The following is a 16,190-nucleotide window of genomic DNA, read 5'->3' as shown; positions in this document are numbered from 1 at the left end:
ATGGTGAAAAGACTTTCTATTAGGAGGAATTACTATGGTAAAAGCAATACATACTGAGAAAGCACCAGCAGCTATTGGGCCGTACTCACAAGCAATCGAAGCAGGGGACTTCGTCTATGTCTCCGGCCAGATTCCGATCAATCCAGCAACAGGGGAGATAGCTGAAGGAATTGAGAATCAGACAAAGCAAGTACTGGAGAACCTGAAAGCTATCCTGACAGAGGCAGGAGCTGATTTCAGCCAGGTTGTCAAGTTTACCATTTTCCTTGATTCTATGGAGGATTTTGCTACGGTCAATGACATCTATGGTTCCTATTTGAGCGAGCCGTATCCTGCACGGGCAACGGTGGAAGTAAGCCGCCTGCCTAAGGACGTGCTGGTGGAAATGGACGTTATTGTTTATAAAAAATAAGGCAGGAGGAATGACCGATGAATAACTTTACTTACCATAATCCAACAAAACTCATCTTTGGAAAAGGGCAGCTGGATGCTCTGCCAAAGGAAGTGGAAAAATACGGAAAGAAAGTCTTGATTGTCTATGGTGGAGGAAGCATCAAAAGAAACGGCATCTATGACACCGTCCTCTCCAAACTGAAAGAGATTAATGCAGAGGTCTTTGAACTTCCTGGCGTAGAGCCAAATCCGCGTATTTCTACGGTGCGTAAAGGTGTCGAGATCTGTAAGAAGGAAGGCGTGGAATTCCTGTTGGCCATTGGCGGCGGCAGCACCATCGATTGTACAAAGGCAGTGGCTGTAGGGGCAAAAACAGATGTAGACATGTGGGATGTTGTAACGAAAAAGGAACAGGCAACAGGTGCCTTGCCATTTGGTACAGTATTGACCCTGGCTGCAACGGGCTCGGAGATGAACCGGGGATCCGTCATCACCAACTGGGAAACCAATGAAAAGCATGGCTGGGGATCTCCGTACAGCAGTCCTAAATTTTCCATCCTTGATCCGGAGAATACTTTCTCCGTGCCGAAGGATCAGACCATTTACGGAATCGTTGACATGATGTCCCATGTGTTGGAGCATTACTTCCATCAGGAGACCAACACACCGATCCAGGACCGTTTCTGTGAATCGCTGTTGATCACCGTTATGGAGACTGCGCCAAAACTGCTGGATGACCTGCAGAATTATGAATATCGAGAAACTATTATGCTTAGTGGCACACTCGCCCTGAATGACATGCTAAGCATGGGTTTCCGGGGAGATTGGGCTACCCATAACCTGGAGCATGCCGTTTCAGCGGTCCATGACATCCCGCATGGCGGAGGGCTTGCCATCCTGTTCCCGAATTGGATGAAGCATGTCCTGAATGAGGAAAATGCGCCGCGCTTCAAACAGCTGGCTGTTCGTGTCTTTGATGTCGATCCGAAAGGCAAGTCTGATTATGATGCAGCTCTTGAAGGCATTGAGAATCTAAGGAAATTCTGGACCGTTATTGGTGCCCCTTCCAGGCTCGCTGATTATGATATTGATGAAAGTACTGTGGAGGAAATGGCAGAAAAAACAGTGGTTGCCAATCCAGAGTTCGGCAACTTTAAAAAGCTCACCAAAGAGGACTCCGCCGAAATATTCCGGGCAAGCCTGTAATACAGCATAAAGCGACAAATATTTCCCGGGAAATGTGGGAGGTTAAAAAAAGAACTGGCTGTTATTCGTAAACAGCCAGTTCTTTTTTGATTTCTTCCCGGATTTTATCCAGGCATTCTTCAGGGGTTTTGCCGAATACCCGTTTATTATTGACAAGGGCATATGGTTTAACCCGACAGAGACCGCAGAATGATAGGCATTCATTCATCAGCACGGCCACTTCAGGGAATTCCTGTTCCAGTATTTCCTCTATATTGATTTCCGTGATGGAATTTCCGTCACATACTTCTACAACGACAATTCCCATTTGGATCACTTTCTTTCTTTAGTGGAATATCTGACAGTTTTAACACATCTTTTACACGAAATCAATCATTTCATTTTATTCTCATCTTGTGCAATCCTCGGCTTCCCATACATGGAAAGTTTATCGTCATCCAGTGCCTGTTTTCCCGGTCAAAGGGAGACGGAAACTTTTATCTAACTGCGTGTTGGATATAGCTAGCCCGTTTACAATTGGGATTGCTTTTTGCTCCACAATAATGAGTTGGGGCAAAAGTAAGGTGCTTCACTTCAAAGACGAATAATGAGCTGAAATAGCGGAGGAAACATACGTAGACTCCAACGGGAGGAAAGGCCTAGGTGAGACACCGAAGTGCGATAGCACTCGGGGGCTCATCAGCCGCCCGTGGAAAGCGAAGTATGTTTCCGAAGCGACTATTTCCACTAAACATGATTTCCAGTTTGCCCCAAACCAAAAACATCAACTTCGATAGGTGGAAAATGAACGGGATACCCTGCTGGAATACTCATGTTTATACCAAGCAGCCAGAAGCAGGACCCCACAAACGATCAATAGGCCGCTGGTAACTAGGAATACGGTGGAAAAGCCGAAGAAACCAGCGATCATGCCACCCATAGCCGGACCGATGATATTTCCTAAAAATCGCAGGCTCGTGTTGTATCCGAGCACTTCCCCCTGCATGGATAACGGCGCCTCCTGTCTGATATAGGCAACCCGGAGCGGAATAATGCCGCCGATAGCGGAACCAAGCAGGAAGCGCAGAAGGACAAGCTGCCAGATATTGGTGACAAAGGCACCCGGGGAATAGACAATCCCGGCCATGAACAGGAGGATGATCAGTATTTTGATATATCCGATCCTGTCCCCAAGTTTTCCCCATTTTCTTGTCATCAACAGGTTGCCAAGCCCTGCAGCAGAAAAGGCAAGCCCGGAAAAGAAGGCTATATTGGCTGGCCCATGGATTTCCGCGACAAACAGGGAGAGGATTGGCTGCACACTGAAATGTGCTACTTGAACCAGTGTGGACATCAGCATGACTACAAGGAGTACAGGGTGTGTCACAATATGCCTGATGACTTCCCGGCGGGTATAGGGTTTTGTATCATTTTCCTCTCCTGCAAATTCCACTTTGATTTCTTTTATCCCAAACATCACAATGAAAGAGGACAAAAAGACGGTGATCGACACCCACTTGAAGGTTTCCCCGTAGCCAAAGGCATCCGCCAGGACACCTCCGAGCATCGGACCGAACAGGGAGCCTGTTATGCTTCCTGTCTGCAGGGTGCCAAGTACTTTTCCTGCCACTTTTTGCGGGGTTTGGGTCGATATGAATGCTTGTGACATGGGAATGAAGCCTGTGGCTATCCCCATGAAAAAGCGTAGGACAAAGAGTTGCCATACTGTAGTGGCATAACCCATCAGAAGAACGGAAAGTCCGATGCCGAAAGCGGAAAAGATAAGGATCTTCTTCCTGCCGTACTTATCCCCGATTCTGCCCCATATAGGAGAAAAAAGAAAAGCTGTCACAAAGGTGATGCCGAATGTAAAGCCGGACCACCGTTGCACAAAGCTATCGGAAAAATTTCCGAGTGATTCAATATATAAGGAGATGAACGGAATAACCATCGTCATACTGCCTGCAACAAAAAAGTTAGCAACCCACATGATTGCTAAATTGCGTTTCACTATTTTTTCCTGATCAATGATGACAATGACCTTCTTTCTTGCAATTTATTTCGTTACTCTAAATATACGCGATTTGTTTCATGAGAAAAAGTTATCTGCTCAGAAACCATACCCTTTTCCGTAGGGGGATATACACATTTTCTGGAAAAAAGGTATAATGAAGAGGAAGAATCAACACATATAAAAGGAGAATTTCACGTGACGAAATATATGGGAAAACTTTTTGCTGCTTTCACGCTTGCCTTATTTATTGCGTTGGGAGCAACTTCACCGGCAGGGGCTGCTTCGAATACCATTATGGTTTATGGAGATAAATTGACAGAGCAGCAGCGTGCAGAGGTCAGGGAACTTGTCGGGCTTGATGAGTCAGATGCGGTGGAGGAGTACGAAATCAGCGGGGAAGATTATGCTGCCTATATCAATGGCAATCCAAACTCCAACATGTATTCATCTGCCAGGATTACCTTGGAGGACAGTGGAGCAGGATTGGATATTAATATTGTCACCCCCGAAAATATTACGGAGGTGACCTCGGAAATGTATGCCAATGCCCTTCTGACAGCTGGGGTCGAGAATGCAACAGTGGATGTGGCCTCTCCCGTTGCTGTTACAGGCCACTCTGCCCTCACAGGCATCTACAAAGCATACGATCTCGAAGGAGAGGAATTGGATAAAGAGCGTATGGAACTTGCGAATGATGAACTGAATGTGGCGACAGACCTTGCAGATAATGAAGGGGTCACCCAGGAGGAAGTCAGTGAACTGCTGACGGAGATCAAGCAGATGATTGCCGAGCAAAACCCGGCTACAAGGGAAGAAGTGGAACAGATTGTCCAGGAAAACTTGGAGAACCTGGGAATCACCCTAAATGAAGCGGACCGTCAAATGCTTATTGATCTGTTTGACCGGATGCGGGATTTAAATATCGATTTTAACCAAGTCAGGACACAGTTGGAAGACATAGCGTCTACGGTGACTGAAAAGATGGAAGAAATGGGGCTTGACGAAGGCTTTTGGCAGAAGGTTGCCAACTTCTTCAGTGAGCTTTTCCAGTCCTTGAGCAATTTCTTCCGCGGATTATCCAGTTAATATCATAAGATACAGAAAAGGGCCCCTTAAAAAGGGCCCTTTTTCCTATGGGACATAAAATTGCCAGCAATATTCCATTCATAAGCGGGATTGGAAGGTTTTCTGCATATTACAAGAGCGATTTTCCTGTTACTTTTGTAATATCTTCCCCTCTAGGTCTTTAGTAATATTACGAAACTGTTACAAATGTAACATTTTGGCGAAAAACGGACATTGGTGTAACACACACTTAACCCGCCTGTAACTGTAATTGCTAGATTCGTATGCTAGTATAAACATTGTCAGAAATTCAAAGGAGGAATTTACTAATGAGGAAATTAGTAGCAGCTATTGCTGGAATCATTTTTGCCGGTACAGCTGTAACATCCGTTTCAGCCGCAGAAGTAGAAGTCCAAAAAGGGGACAGCCTTTGGAAGATTGCAAATAAATACAATACTACAGTAGAAGAACTAGTTGATATAAATGAATTGAAATCCACTACCATTTATCCTAAACAGGTTCTGGAGGTAGAGGAGAATGGTGAAACAGAATACTATATAGTACAAAAGGGAGATACACTTACTAAGATCGGCAATGATCATAATGTATCCATAGAAGACTTGAAATCCTGGAATGGCCTTACATCCGATGTAATCATTACTGGTGACGAGCTTGCCGTTAACGGTGAATCTGCAAAAGCGCCAAAAGCTGCAGTACAATCAGTTGAAACAGCACAAGCTAATCAACCAAGTGAAACGCCAGCCAAGGAACAAACCGTTGTAGCTGAGCCAAAGGAACAAGAAACAAAATCCCAGCAAGCAGAGGGTAACACTATCGCAATGGAAGCAACTGCCTACACTGCAGGATGCTATGGCTGTTCCGGCATCACTGCAACTGGAGTCAACCTGAACGAAAACCCAAATGCAAAAGTAATTGCTGTTGATCCGAACGTCATTCCGTTGGGTACGGAAGTATACGTAGAAGGGTATGGGTATGCAATTGCAGCTGATACCGGCGGTGCCATTAAAGGAAACCGTATTGACGTGCATGTACCGACAAAAGATCAAGCATTTAACTGGGGACGTAAAACAGTCGATGTAACAATCGTAGAATAATAGCCATATAGTAAAAGTCTGAAAAAGTCAATGAAAAAGGAAAGTATCTTTTATAGATTACTTTCCTTTTTCGCGTTTCTTAAAACCTGGATTTATCAAAAATCTTGGCCAATTAATATGTTATTGTAGTGGAATGGTTGTGATCATCAATCACTTCTACCGGTTTATCATTAGACTCGGCATACCCGGTAAGCCCGACGCCTACAATAATGAGTATGAATAAGGCTAAAAGCACTTTTCTCATATGAAATCCTCCAAAAATATTCTCTTCCAATAGTATAATAAAGTTCTTGCAAAGTGACTATCTTTTTCACAGATTTTTCGACAAACAGAAGCAAGAATTGACAGATTCATAACTTTTTTTCTACTGCGGGCTTTTCCAGCTCGATAAATCTTTAGTAGTCTGTATGTTAAACTGTTGAAAAACGGGCGCAGGAGCTTTCGATGCTGCCATTTATTTTAAGCGCTTACATTTTGAGGAGGAAATAGTATGACAAGTAAAGCTTTGGATACTTTTTTAAACGAGAATATTGCGGGCTTGAAAGAGCAGGGTCTTTATAATGAAATTGATCCGGTCCAAGGTGCCAATGGGCCGGTCATTAAGTTGAATGGGAAAGAGCTGATCAACCTTTCATCCAATAACTATCTGGGGCTTGCCACCAATGAAACCTTAAAGGAAGTTGCCAAGGAAGCCGTCGATTCCCATGGAGTAGGTGCCGGGGCGGTACGTACCATCAATGGTACACTGGATCTCCATCTAGAATTGGAGAAAAAGCTGGCTGCATTCAAAGGCACAGAAGCAGCTATATCCTATCAGTCGGGATTCAACTGCAATATGGCCGCGATCTCTGCCGTAATGGATAAAAATGATGCTATTCTCTCCGATGAGTTGAACCATGCATCCATTATTGACGGCTGCCGGCTGTCGAAGGCGAAGATCATCCGGTATAAACATTCGGATATGAAGGATCTGCGGGAAAAAGCGAAAGAAGCAACTGAATCTGGTCTGTATCATAAAGTAATGGTCATTACCGATGGTGTCTTTTCCATGGACGGGGATGTTGCCCTTCTTCCGGAAATAGTCCAGATAGCGGAGGAATTCGACCTGATTACCTATGTGGACGATGCCCATGGGTCGGGAGTTCTCGGCAACGGGGCGGGGACCGTCAAGCATTTCGGCTTGCAGGATAAAGTGGATATGCAAATGGGAACACTCTCCAAAGCGATCGGAGTGATCGGCGGTTATGTGGCCGGCAAGGAGAATTTGATTGACTGGCTGAAGGTCCGTTCCCGCCCATTCTTATTCTCTACAGCTGTGTCTCCAGCAGATGCCGCTGCCAGCGCTAAGGCAGTTGACATGCTGATGGAGAGCACAGAGCTGAATGAAAAGCTTTGGGAGAATGGCGATTATTTGAAAGAAGGCTTGAAGAAACTGGGTTTTGACATTGGAAATAGTGAGACACCAATCACTCCTTGCATTATTGGAGATGAAAAGGATGCACAGCAATTCAGTAAACGCCTTTATGAGGAAGGTGTCTATGCCAAATCCATCGTCTTCCCGACCGTACCAAAGGGAACAGGGCGTGTACGTAATATGCCGACTGCTGCACACACCAAAGAAATGCTGGATGAGGCCATTGCTGTTTATGAAAAAGTGGGCAAAGAAATGGGCTTGATCTAGAAAGATAACAAGGGAGCAGAGAATCATGAAAAAGATTTTAGTTACAGGGGCGGCTGGACAGATTGGTTCAGAGCTTGTACAGAAATTGCGTAAAACTTATGGGGAAGCAAATGTCTTGGCTACCGACATCAGGGAGCCTGAGTATGTTCTTGGCAGCGGCCCTTTTGAACAGGTGGATGTGACGGATGCCGACTGTCTCCATCAAGCAGCCAAGGATCATGGGGCAGATACGATCATGCATTTAGCTGCACTGCTTTCGGCCAAGGCGGAAGTGGTCCCCAAGTTTGCTTGGGATTTAAATATGGGTGGACTGGTAAATGCTTTGGAGGTTGCCCATAATCTTGATTTAAAGCTGTTTACCCCTAGTTCCATCGGGGCATTCGGGCCGACTACACCAAGGGACAGCACACCACAGGACACGATCCAACGCCCTACAACCATGTACGGTGTAAATAAGGTTGCCGGTGAGCTGCTTTGTGATTATTATTACCATCGCTTCGGGGTGGATGCACGAGGGGTGCGCTTTCCTGGCCTGATCTCCTATGTTACCCCACCCGGTGGAGGAACTACTGACTATGCAGTGGAAATTTATTATGAAGCAGTCCGGAATAAGTCTTATACATCTTATATTGGAGAAGGAACGAAAATGGATATGATGTATATGCCGGATGCGCTGAATGCGATCATCCAGCTGATGGAGGCAGACCCGGATAAGCTGATCCATCGGAATGCGTTCAATATATCGGCATTCTCAGCAGCGCCCGAAGACTTTGGCAGCGCCATAGGGAAACATATTCCCGATTTTGAACTGAGTTATAAGGTGGACCCTGTCCGGCAGAAGATTGCTGACAGCTGGCCAAATTCCATTGATTCCTCTGCAGCACAGGAGGAATGGGGGTTCCAAGTGAGGTATGACCTGGACAAAATGACGGAAGATATGCTAGATAAAGTAAAGAAAAAGTAAACAGAAAATGTCCTCTTTCTATAAGTGAAATGCTCCCTGTAAGGTAGACGAATTTTTCTCCTTAGGTAGAAGCATTTCACTATAAGGGAGCGGACATTTTTTTGGCTGAAATGAAAGATAGAATCATTATTGGCTAGTGGCGAGAAGAATCGTGCCAAAGAATAAATTCCTTTACAAAAAATCCCTTTTATTAATAATCATTCTAATTACCCAGTCTTATTTGCTCACTATTTGAAAAAAGTTCACAAATCCTTGGCCATTTAATGAAATCGCTTTCAAAACCAGTGTATACAAGAAAAAGTCTAATATAATGGGGATATCGACGATACTTGTGAGGGAGGAGTGGTTGGCCATGAAAGCACAGAAAGCAGAAGAAAGTATAGGAAAGGAGGAAAAAGGCCCCAGCTTGAAGGGAACGTTGATTTCCGTATCGGCCTTGGGCATTTTCATTGTGCTCAGCTGGTTGGGTGCATTTCTGTTATTTATAGGAAGGTAGAAAAGAGTAGTGAGGGGGTGAATGGATATGCATTTGCATAAGTTCGAAAAAATTTGGCTGGTTTCCGGCATGGGGGCTTTGATTTTGTTTCTGGCCGTTCTCGGCTTTGGAGCCTTCTATATGGGGACACATCCACAGAGCCATGGGGTGACGATAGACCCGGAGAATATTGAGGCGAATGATGCCTTTAAGCAGGAGAATCTGGGGCTTACGAAAGTGGCTGAAGATAAATATATCGTCAATATTGTTGCTTCAGCCTTTAATTATAATTTTGGAACAGATGAGGACGGGAAGGCGGTTAGACATATTCGGATTCCAAAAGGATCCACTGTGCTTTTCCAGATAACCACCACGGATGTGGTCCATGGCTTTAATTTGGCAGGTACCAATATCAATATGATGGTGGAACCCGGATATGTGAGCAGCATGGAAGAAGTGATGAATAATCCGGGAGAGTATACGGTGGTCTGTAATGAATATTGCGGCACCGGCCACCATCAAATGTTTGCTACAGTGGAGGTGTATGAATAATGGAATTGGAAGCATTGGAACGGTATAAGCATGATGACAGGCGATAACGAAAAAAGAATCAAGACTTTATATGTCCTATATGTATGTTGCATTCATTGCTTTATTTGTCGGCGGCCTGATGGGGCTTTTGCAGGTGTTCGTCCGCTCCGGCCATTTTCAGCTGCCATGGGGTATCGATTATTACCAAGTGCTCACGGTGCATGGCGTCATCCTTGCCCTTGTCTTGACCACCTTCTTCATTATCGGCTTTCAATATGCATTGATGGGAAAAACTGTCGGCATATCGGAAAGGCAGCGTAGAGTTTCCTGGCTTGCCTTCTGGACCATGACCACAGGGACGGTGCTGACGGCTGCAACCATCCTGCTTGGAAAGGCAAGTGTCTTATATACATTTTATGCACCATTGAAAGCACATCCGGCCTTTTATATCGGGCTTGCTCTTGTAGTGATTGGAAGCTGGGTTGCCGGATTTGTTAACTGGCATCAGTTATATACGTGGAAGCAGAAGCATCCCGGGGAAAAGGCGCCGCTTCTGGCATTCATGGTCACCATTAATATGATTATGTGGTTTATTGCATCTCTTGGTGTAGCGGCAACTGTACTGCTTCAATTCATTCCATGGTCTCTTGGCTATGCTGAGACAATCAATGTCCTGGTAAGTCGTACACTTTTCTGGTATTTCGGCCATCCATTGGTCTATTTCTGGCTGTTGCCAGCATATATGGCGTGGTATGCAATCATTCCAAAAATCATTGGCGGGAAGATATTCAGTGATTCTCTTGCAAGGCTGTCATTTGTACTTTTTCTATTCTTCTCCATCCCGGTCGGCTTTCACCACCAGCTGACAGAACCGGGGATTGATCCGACGTGGAAGTTTGTCCAAGTAGTGCTCACCTTTATGGTGGTCGTGCCAAGTCTGATGACTGCTTTCTCCATGTTTGCAACGTTTGAAATAACTGGGCGGAGGAAAGGGTTTGGCGGGTTGTTCGGCTGGCTGAAACACCTTCCGTGGAAGGATGTCCGATTTTTGGCTCCGTTCATTGGAATGCTTGCCTTCATTCCAGGAGGAGCAGGCGGGATCATCAATGCTTCCCACCAGATGAACTCCATTGTCCATAATACCATATGGGTGACCGGCCATTTTCACCTGACAGTGGCAACCACCGTCATCCTTACCTTCTTTGGTGTTGCATATTGGCTGATTCCCCATTTGACGGGCAGGAAGCTGACCGAGTCCATCAACCGCCTCGGTATCATCCAGACAATTGTATGGGCGGTAGGCATGTTGATCATGTCAGGATCCATGCACATTCAGGGTCTGTTGGGGGCACCGCGCCGTTCTGCCTACTCGGAGTACGGAGGAACAGCCCAGGCAGCAGAATGGGGCTGGTACCAGCTGGCACAGGCTGTCGGGGGAACCATTCTGTTTGTCGGCATTGTTCTGATGGTCTATATTTTCATAAAGCTAGCTTTCTTCGCACCGAAAGGGGAAGAAGAGTTCCCGATTGCCGAGGAGGAGGAAGATGCACCGGCAACTCCAATGTGGCTCGAGAACTGGAAGCTATGGGTTGCCATTACTGCGGCTTTAATTCTGTTTGCCTACACGATTCCGTTTGCGGATATCATCCAGCATTCACCGCCGGGTTCGCCGCCGTTTGACTGGCCGATTGGTAATTCTTAAGGCTGAACCCCATCTGGCATCATAGTTAGAGAGGAATTATCTCAACCAATAATAAGAAACGACCACCACATAATGGATGGTCGTTTCTTATTACGTTCTATTATAGGTAGCAAAGCCAGCCGTATTGTAAATGTTTTGGACTGTTATACTGCCGCGTACATTTCGCTGATCTGCTTCTGCAATTTATCATCCTGAACATATTCATCATAGCTCATTTCCTTGTCAACGAGGCCGGATGGAGTGATTTCAATCAGGCGGTTGGCAATGGTATTGACGAATTGATGGTCATGTGACGTGAACAGAATGGATCCTTTGAACTTCGCCAGGCCATTGTTCAATGATTGGATCGACTCGAGATCCAAGTGGTTGGTCGGCTCATCCAGCAGTAATACATTCGCGTTGGAGAGCATCATCTTCGACAGCATGCATCGTACTTTTTCTCCACCGGAAAGGACGTTTGGTTTCTTCAGTGCTTGTTCACCGGAGAAAAGCATTCTGCCAAGGAACCCGCGAAGGAATGTCTCTGTCTCATCTTCAGGAGAGTATTGGCGCAGCCAGTCTACCAATGTCGGCTCATTGCCTTCAAAATACTCCGCGTTATCTTTAGGGAAATAGGATTGGGAAGTAGTCACGCCCCATTTATAGCTTCCGGCATCCGGCTCCATTTCACCCATCAAGATCTTGAATAAGGTAGTCTTGGCAATATCATTTTTCCCGATGAATGCCACTTTGTCATCCTTGTTGAGGGTGAAGCTCACATTGTCCAGAACTTTTTTGCCATTGATCGTCTTGGTCAATCCTTCCACACGCAGCAGGTCATTGCCGATTTCCCGCTCCGGAGAGAAGGCGATATACGGATATTTACGGGATGAAGGCTTAATATCATCCAGTGTAATATTATCGAGCATTTTCTTTCGTGACGTAGCCTGCTTGGATTTAGAGGCATTTGCACTGAAACGGGCAATGAAGTTCTGCAATTCCTTCATTTTTTCTTCTTTTTTCTTGTTCGCTTCCTGTGCCATTTTCATGGCGAGCTGGCTGGACTCATACCAGAAATCATAGTTTCCGATATAAATTTCGATCTTCCCATAGTCAACATCCGCTATGTGCGTGCATACTTTATTTAAAAAGTGTCTGTCATGGGAGACAACAATAACGGTATTTTCAAAGTTAATCAGGAACTCTTCCAGCCATTGGATTGCTTTGATGTCCAAACCGTTTGTCGGCTCATCAAGCAGCAGGATATCCGGGTTTCCGAATAAAGCTTGGGCCAAGAGGACCTTTACTTTCTGGGATTCTGACAGTTCACCCATCTGCTTGGAGTGCAGATCTTCACTGATACCGAGGCCTGACAGCAGAACTGCGGCATCCGATTCAGCTTCCCAACCGTTCATTTCCGCAAACTCACCTTCGAGTTCAGCAGCACGGATTCCATCTTCTTCTGAGAAATCTGCTTTCATATAGATCGCGTCTTTTTCCTGCTTTACCTCATAGAGTTTTTCATGGCCCATCAGGACGGTCTCTAGAACTGCATTCTCTTCATAAGCATAGTGATCCTGCTTTAGCACGGCGAGACGTTCACCTGGTGACATGGAAACATGGCCGGACTGGGGTTCCACTTCACCGGAAAGGATTTTTAAAAACGTGGATTTCCCGGCGCCATTGGCTCCAATCAGGCCATAACAGTTCCCTGGGGTGAATTTTATGTTGACGTCTTCAAACAGTTTCTTGTCGCCATAACGCAAACTTACGTCCTGTACATTGATCATATAATATATTTTCCTCCTTATTTAAAAAAACTTGGCCTATGCCAAGTTTCATGCACGGTACTTGGATATTCAAACGTGCCGTTGGGCAGCATCTATATTTAAAACCTGTTGATTTCTTTATTTATCATAAAAAGGCATCACCGTAAGCTTACGGCATTTCAGGTGTTTAGTCAATATGGTGGAGCACGATAAACGGAGAAAATTGTTCCTAAGATCGCCGTCTTTTTGTGCTTTGAGGATGTCCGGAGTGTCGGGAATTCTGCGAAATGTGGGAGGAGTTAGGATGGGGGAGAAAATGATTTACTTTTTGTTCACGGATACAGGAACATGGCTTAATCGCTTGATCAATTTTTATACGAAAACCACCCTTAATCATGTTTCCATCGCACTGGACCCGGCACTGAGGGAAGTGTATAGCTTTGGCAGGAAGCATCCGGATAATCCTTTTCGGGCCGGTTTTGTTCGAGAGGATATTGGCCATCATCTGTTGAAGAATGCAGATTGCGCATTATATGCCTATCCTATGACGGAAGAGGAATATGAACAGATAATGGGGGAGATTGCCATATTCAAAGAGAAGGAGGATACCTTTAAATATAATTTCCTCGGCCTTTTCGGAGTGGTGCTGCGAGTAGAATGGAAAAGAGAGAAAGCCTTTTTCTGCTCCCAATTCGCAGCGAAACTATTGGGTGGCCTGAAGGATGTACGCCTTGGAAAGCCTGCATGTTTTACTACACCGGCAGACCTCCGCCGGCTTGATGGGATGAGGCTGATTTATCGGGGAAAGCTCGGCGACTACGAACCACAGCAGGAAAAACAGGAGAGTCGGCTGGCTGCAGGCGAACAGGAAGCGATGAGCAAGCCACAGTCGCTGTTTGTGTCTTTGTCGTCAAAGGTAAAGGAATTTGTCATCCGCTGAGTAAGGGAAGGAAGAGGAGTCATGGAAGGAAAACTGATGGGTTAGCCGTTTCGGAAATACACTTCGCTTTTTTAGCGGGCGGCTGGGGAGCCTCCTCGTGCTAGCGCACTTCGGTGTCTCGCCTAGTCTTTTCCTTCGCTGATTCTGCTCATCATTCGTCTGAGAAAAAAATAGTTTATAACGACATCAGGTTCTACTTTGGGAGAAGCCGAGTAACACAATAGCTGTCTCAGCATCACCAGCCTGGCGATCCTTTACAGATTTTCCGAACGAGAAAGCCCATGCAGGGCGTAGCCCGTCTTTAGACATGGGATGATAGTGAGGTCAGACAAGGGGGAGCTTTTGCTACCTTAATTGTCTGAAAATATGCTATACTTGGCATATAGACAAGCAAAAGTCTCTAAAACATTCTCGTTCATTGAAAAAATAGATATTGTAAAAGGTTCGATAGCCGAATTCATGCTATCGGTAAAACAATATGTGTCGTCAAGCACAAGACGATAAAACACATACGAACGAAAAAGCTGTACGCTATGGTCATAGTAGCGTAGCCCATGAACCTATATGGTCTGTCATGGGAAGGGTGATGGCACACCCTCATCTAAAGGCCTGTCCAAAACAGAAATGGATTGCGGACGCTAAGGTACTTTAGAATCCCACTCGAATCAGGAGGATTAGAGCTTGCGGCTTTAGCCGTGGGAGTGTCAAACGTGAGTCTACACAAGCCAACTAGGGCCCTTGCTTTTATTGCCTGCTCTTTAAGGCTCCACCATATCGATGCCTAAGGAGCGGTAAGGGACCCGAAGTTTAAAGGATAAATGATTTGCTTCCAGGTCAATATGCTCCACTTCCACTTGGAAATTGCTTTGAAGGTTCATTTCCGTTACAGCAATATAAATTTCTTCCTCCCTAGGGTTTACGGTCACCCAGCTTGGCATGGGGAGATGATCGTCCATATATCCCATTATCCGCTGATTCGGCAGCTCCAGCAGTCCGAGAGAGATGGATTTCAATTTCAGAACCAAATCCCCGTTATCCTGCACCAATGGCTCAAAGTGAACGGAAAGGGGTACAGTGGTGGAGAAAACGGGAAGTTCCCCGATTAGATGGACATCTTCCTCCAGGGAGATATGGTACTGATGGCGTGAGCCTGTAAGCGCCTGATCCAAGTAGCCGTTGACCAGGTCATTCAGGTTTTCTTTGGTTGTACGGATTGTGAATTCCGAGCTTTCCACAGCAGGGCGTTCTTGGCTTGGACGCGGAGGCCCTTCTGCAGCCGGCCAGAAAACAAGGGCTATAATGACGAGCACAACTATGACATTGATCAGCAGCAGCCCGTAGAACAACTTCTTGTACCTCCCCTTATTCCGGTTCTGTTCTCCTCTTGTCGCCATCGCGATCATTCCTCTTCTTCAACATTCGTTATATATTCTAATACTCTTTTGGCAATACGCTGGTATCCAAGATCGTTCGGATGGAAATTGTCTTCGGCGAACAGGTGGACATCTGTGTCTTTAAATAGGTCGGCAATCGGGATATACGTACCGCCTTCTTCTTCCACTACTTCTTTGCCGGTGGTATTCCAGTTCTGTACAATCATTTCCAGTTCTTTGACGTTCTGGAAATATGCTTCGAACGGGTTGTAGAAACCGATTAGGAAGACCTCTGTTTCCGGGTTGATTTCCTGGATGGTTTCTATGATGGACTCCAGCCTGTCTTCATAGCGCCGAAGCTCCTGGTTAAAATTCTCCATCTGCAAGTTGGTGAAGTTCTCTTTGGCAACCTTCATAATATCGTTGGCCCCTATGGTAATCAGGACCATATCTGATTGTGCGATGGACTCCGTTATCTCCGGCTTCTCCAGACGCTTCAGCAATTGGTCGGAGCGGTTGCCCCTTTTCCCATGGTTATCAAATTTCACCAGAGGCAGACGGTCATTCACCGCCCTGTCCAGTATTCCGACATATCCGCCCTCTTCGTGGTATGCCCCCACTCCTTGGGTAAGTGAGTCGCCCACTGCTGTGATATGTCTGCTGCGAGGGGATAGGGAATGGATCGCCCGCTGGATTTCCTCTTTGATTCGAACTGAAACCTGGCCCTGCTGTGGCTGGGTTTCTTCTTCCTGTTCCATCCCTTCTTCCGGAGGTTCCTCCTCTGTTGCAGCCTCTTCCTCCGGAGGCTCTTCCGGTGGAGAAAATTCTTCTTCCTGAGGGATTTCCACATTTTCAAAAGGGGATTTCTGAGCAGCCAGAATCCATGAGGTCCCGGCTGCCAATAAAAGTATTGTAATAATGGTCATGACCATATTTCTTCTCCTCAACGTAACCACACCCATGCAGCGCAAAATATATCTTTCTATTATTATAATATAAGTCTT

Annotated in this window: 16 protein-coding genes; 10 read left to right on the top strand and 6 right to left on the bottom strand. The window is 45.8% G+C overall.

The features are described 5' to 3' along the window. Positions 1-34 precede the first annotated feature (34 nt). Together ACFODW_RS11695 and ACFODW_RS11690 are read left to right on the top strand one after the other, a co-directional pair. Positions 35-412 (top strand): RidA family protein, encoded by a 378-nt coding sequence (locus ACFODW_RS11695; RefSeq protein ID WP_390306612.1) that lies wholly within the window; start codon positions 35-37, stop codon positions 410-412. A 17-nt stretch (positions 413-429) separates the two neighbouring features. Continuing rightward, positions 430-1,599, top strand: coding sequence for an iron-containing alcohol dehydrogenase (locus tag ACFODW_RS11690; protein ID WP_390306609.1), 1,170 nt, complete (start codon positions 430-432; stop codon positions 1,597-1,599). Between the two features lie 61 nt (positions 1,600-1,660). On the opposite strand, the gene ACFODW_RS11685 is transcribed toward ACFODW_RS11690, so the two are convergent. Both ACFODW_RS11685 and ACFODW_RS11680 read right to left on the bottom strand, forming a co-directional pair. Beyond that, positions 1,661-1,906 carry a DUF1450 domain-containing protein gene (locus ACFODW_RS11685; protein WP_390306606.1) on the bottom strand — a complete coding sequence of 82 codons (246 nt, stop codon included), beginning with the start codon at positions 1,904-1,906 and terminating at the stop codon, positions 1,661-1,663. Between the two features lie 456 nt (positions 1,907-2,362). Then, positions 2,363-3,568 (bottom strand): MFS transporter, encoded by a 1,206-nt coding sequence (locus ACFODW_RS11680; protein ID WP_390306860.1) that lies wholly within the window; start codon positions 3,566-3,568, stop codon positions 2,363-2,365. Positions 3,569-3,799: 231 nt separating this feature from the next. Between ACFODW_RS11680 and ACFODW_RS11675 the strand changes: the two genes are divergently transcribed. After that, positions 3,800-4,678 (top strand): DUF1002 domain-containing protein, encoded by an 879-nt coding sequence (locus tag ACFODW_RS11675; RefSeq protein ID WP_390306858.1) that lies wholly within the window; start codon positions 3,800-3,802, stop codon positions 4,676-4,678. A gap of 308 nt (positions 4,679-4,986) precedes the next feature. Continuing rightward, positions 4,987-5,772 carry a LysM peptidoglycan-binding and 3D domain-containing protein gene (locus tag ACFODW_RS11670; protein ID WP_390306604.1) on the top strand — a complete coding sequence of 262 codons (786 nt, stop codon included), beginning with the start codon at positions 4,987-4,989 and terminating at the stop codon, positions 5,770-5,772. Between the two features lie 112 nt (positions 5,773-5,884). Here ACFODW_RS11670 and ACFODW_RS11665 read toward each other — a convergent pair whose 3' ends face one another. Then, complete coding sequence (locus ACFODW_RS11665) at positions 5,885-6,016, bottom strand: hypothetical protein (RefSeq protein ID WP_390306602.1); 132 nt, start codon at positions 6,014-6,016, stop codon at positions 5,885-5,887. 246 nt (positions 6,017-6,262) lie between these two features. On the opposite strand from ACFODW_RS11665, the gene ACFODW_RS11660 reads away from it, so the two are divergent. The 5 genes from ACFODW_RS11660 (at position 6,263) to ACFODW_RS11640 (ending at position 11,125) form a co-directional block, all read left to right on the top strand. After that, complete coding sequence (locus tag ACFODW_RS11660) at positions 6,263-7,453, top strand: glycine C-acetyltransferase (protein WP_390306600.1); 1,191 nt, start codon at positions 6,263-6,265, stop codon at positions 7,451-7,453. Positions 7,454-7,478: 25 nt separating this feature from the next. Continuing rightward, positions 7,479-8,417 (top strand): L-threonine 3-dehydrogenase, encoded by a 939-nt coding sequence (locus ACFODW_RS11655; protein ID WP_390306598.1) that lies wholly within the window; start codon positions 7,479-7,481, stop codon positions 8,415-8,417. Positions 8,418-8,769: 352 nt separating this feature from the next. Beyond that, a complete protein-coding gene (locus ACFODW_RS11650; protein WP_390306596.1) occupies positions 8,770-8,913 on the top strand; it encodes a cytochrome c oxidase subunit 2A in 144 nt (47 codons plus the stop codon). Between the two features lie 27 nt (positions 8,914-8,940). After that, positions 8,941-9,444: a cytochrome c oxidase subunit II gene (locus tag ACFODW_RS11645; protein WP_390306594.1), complete on the top strand. Its 504-nt coding sequence runs from the start codon at positions 8,941-8,943 to the stop codon at positions 9,442-9,444. Between the two features lie 70 nt (positions 9,445-9,514). Continuing rightward, positions 9,515-11,125 carry a b(o/a)3-type cytochrome-c oxidase subunit 1 gene (locus ACFODW_RS11640; protein ID WP_390306592.1) on the top strand — a complete coding sequence of 537 codons (1,611 nt, stop codon included), beginning with the start codon at positions 9,515-9,517 and terminating at the stop codon, positions 11,123-11,125. 143 nt (positions 11,126-11,268) lie between these two features. On the opposite strand, the gene ACFODW_RS11635 is transcribed toward ACFODW_RS11640, so the two are convergent. Further along, positions 11,269-12,894, bottom strand: coding sequence for an ABC-F family ATP-binding cassette domain-containing protein (locus ACFODW_RS11635; RefSeq protein ID WP_390306590.1), 1,626 nt, complete (start codon positions 12,892-12,894; stop codon positions 11,269-11,271). Positions 12,895-13,177: 283 nt separating this feature from the next. Here ACFODW_RS11635 and ACFODW_RS11630 point away from each other — a divergent pair, with 283 nt between their 5' ends. Then, positions 13,178-13,813: a hypothetical protein gene (locus tag ACFODW_RS11630; protein ID WP_390306588.1), complete on the top strand. Its 636-nt coding sequence runs from the start codon at positions 13,178-13,180 to the stop codon at positions 13,811-13,813. A gap of 758 nt (positions 13,814-14,571) precedes the next feature. Here ACFODW_RS11630 and ACFODW_RS11625 read toward each other — a convergent pair. Together ACFODW_RS11625 and ACFODW_RS11620 are read right to left on the bottom strand one after the other, a co-directional pair. Beyond that, on the bottom strand, positions 14,572-15,207 hold the full coding sequence (locus tag ACFODW_RS11625) for a YpmS family protein (RefSeq protein ID WP_390306586.1): 636 nt from the start codon (positions 15,205-15,207) through the stop codon (positions 14,572-14,574). Positions 15,208-15,212: 5 nt separating this feature from the next. After that, positions 15,213-16,118 carry an SGNH/GDSL hydrolase family protein gene (locus ACFODW_RS11620; RefSeq protein WP_390306584.1) on the bottom strand — a complete coding sequence of 302 codons (906 nt, stop codon included), beginning with the start codon at positions 16,116-16,118 and terminating at the stop codon, positions 15,213-15,215. Positions 16,119-16,190 lie beyond the last annotated feature (72 nt).

Source organism: Virgibacillus sediminis (genome assembly GCF_042643265.1).
Classification (GTDB): Bacteria; Bacillota; Bacilli; order Bacillales; family Amphibacillaceae; genus Virgibacillus_O; species Virgibacillus_O sediminis.
Note: the sequence above shows the minus strand (reverse complement) of the source record. Positions and strands in the feature narration are given on the sequence as shown.

Bases quoted from the DNA above. Each gene is read 5' to 3' on its own strand.
- ACFODW_RS11695 (WP_390306612.1), top strand. From the start codon at position 35: ATGGTAAAAGCAATACATACTGAGAAAGCACCAGCAGCTATTGGGCCG.
- ACFODW_RS11690 (WP_390306609.1), top strand. From the start codon at position 430: ATGAATAACTTTACTTACCATAATCCAACAAAACTCATCTTTGGAAAA.
- ACFODW_RS11685 (WP_390306606.1), bottom strand. From the start codon at position 1,906: ATGGGAATTGTCGTTGTAGAAGTATGTGACGGAAATTCCATCACGGAA.
- ACFODW_RS11680 (WP_390306860.1), bottom strand. From the start codon at position 3,568: ATGTGGGTTGCTAACTTTTTTGTTGCAGGCAGTATGACGATGGTTATT.
- ACFODW_RS11675 (WP_390306858.1), top strand. From the start codon at position 3,800: ATGGGAAAACTTTTTGCTGCTTTCACGCTTGCCTTATTTATTGCGTTG.
- ACFODW_RS11670 (WP_390306604.1), top strand. From the start codon at position 4,987: ATGAGGAAATTAGTAGCAGCTATTGCTGGAATCATTTTTGCCGGTACA.
- ACFODW_RS11665 (WP_390306602.1), bottom strand. From the start codon at position 6,016: ATGAGAAAAGTGCTTTTAGCCTTATTCATACTCATTATTGTAGGCGTC.
- ACFODW_RS11660 (WP_390306600.1), top strand. From the start codon at position 6,263: ATGACAAGTAAAGCTTTGGATACTTTTTTAAACGAGAATATTGCGGGC.
- ACFODW_RS11655 (WP_390306598.1), top strand. From the start codon at position 7,479: ATGAAAAAGATTTTAGTTACAGGGGCGGCTGGACAGATTGGTTCAGAG.
- ACFODW_RS11650 (WP_390306596.1), top strand. From the start codon at position 8,770: ATGAAAGCACAGAAAGCAGAAGAAAGTATAGGAAAGGAGGAAAAAGGC.
- ACFODW_RS11645 (WP_390306594.1), top strand. From the start codon at position 8,941: ATGCATTTGCATAAGTTCGAAAAAATTTGGCTGGTTTCCGGCATGGGG.
- ACFODW_RS11640 (WP_390306592.1), top strand. From the start codon at position 9,515: ATGTCCTATATGTATGTTGCATTCATTGCTTTATTTGTCGGCGGCCTG.
- ACFODW_RS11635 (WP_390306590.1), bottom strand. From the start codon at position 12,894: ATGATCAATGTACAGGACGTAAGTTTGCGTTATGGCGACAAGAAACTG.
- ACFODW_RS11630 (WP_390306588.1), top strand. From the start codon at position 13,178: ATGGGGGAGAAAATGATTTACTTTTTGTTCACGGATACAGGAACATGG.
- ACFODW_RS11625 (WP_390306586.1), bottom strand. From the start codon at position 15,207: ATGGCGACAAGAGGAGAACAGAACCGGAATAAGGGGAGGTACAAGAAG.
- ACFODW_RS11620 (WP_390306584.1), bottom strand. From the start codon at position 16,118: ATGGTCATGACCATTATTACAATACTTTTATTGGCAGCCGGGACCTCA.